Origin of the sequence: Nocardioides sp. NPDC057577, assembly GCF_042801335.1 — a bacterium.
GTDB lineage: Bacteria > Actinomycetota > Actinomycetes > Propionibacteriales > Nocardioidaceae > Nocardioides.
The window spans coordinates 1-1,032 of sequence record NZ_JBHVGB010000374.1 but is presented as its reverse complement, the minus strand read 5'-3'; the positions used below and the strand labels follow the sequence as shown (position 1 = coordinate 1,032).

At 75.4% G+C, this 1,032-nt stretch carries 1 protein-coding gene; it reads left to right on the top strand.

Going from position 1 to position 1,032, the window contains the following annotated elements:
- Positions 1-952, top strand: a 952-nt coding sequence (locus ACFU7D_RS29900) for a serine hydrolase domain-containing protein (RefSeq protein ID WP_378874206.1), incomplete at its 5' end; no start/stop codon positions are given.
- Positions 953-1,032 lie beyond the last annotated feature (80 nt).

Here is a 1,032-nt window from a genome sequence, read left to right as displayed (position 1 = left end):
GCTGGAGGCCGCCCGCGGCCCGGCGGCGGCGGTCGCGGCGGTGCGGGGCACCGAGCGCGCGGTCCTCGGCAGCGGACGGGCGGGGGAGGCGGCCCGGTTCGAGACGGGCTCGCTGACCAAGACCTTCACCGCCCTGCTGCTGGCGGAACTCGCCGCCCGGGGAGAGGTCCGCTACGGCGACCGGGCCGACCGCTACCTCCCGTTCCGGCTGCCCGGGCCGCCCCTCACCCTCCTGCACCTGGCCACCCACACCTCCGGCCTGCCGCGCCTGCCGCCGGGGCTCCTCACCCGGGCGGTCCGCAGCGGATGGCTCAGCAATCCCTACGCCGGCTTCGGCGAGGACGACCTGCTCGACGCGCTGCGCCGCACCCCGCTGAGACACAGGCCGGGAAGCAGGGTGCACTACTCCAACTTCGGCGGAGGGCTGCTGGGTCACGTGCTCGCCAGGGCGGCCGGCGGCACCGGCGGGGACTACGCCGCCCTGCTGGCCGAGCGCGTCACCGGGCCGCTCGGTCTGCTCGACACGGACTGCGACCCCGACCGCCCCCAGCTGACCGGACATTGGCACGGCCGCCCACGCCCCGCCCTGTTGATGCCCGGACTGACCGCGGCCGGTGCGGTGCGGTCCAGCGCCCGCGACCTGCTGCGCGTCCTGACCTTGCTGCTCCACCCGGACAACGCTCCGCACCCCGTGCTGCGCCTCGCGCTGGCCGAGGTCCAGCGGCCGCGGCTGCGGGTGCCGAGGACCGGATCACGGCTCTGCCTCATCTGGAACCTCCGTCCTCGCCCGGACGGCGCGCTGCTCCACCACTCCGGAGGGACCCGCGGGTTCACGGCCTTCGCGGGCTTCCTCCCCGCGTCGGGCACGGCGCTGGTGGCCCTCACGAACACGGCTCCCACGCCGCTCGCGCCGTTCGTCCAGTCCGCCTACGGCACCCTGCGCGGACTGTGATCCGCGCCCTCCGGGCGGGTATGGACCGCTCGGGTATGAAACATGATCGACTCAGCCGGTTCACGGCGATGGTCTTGCCC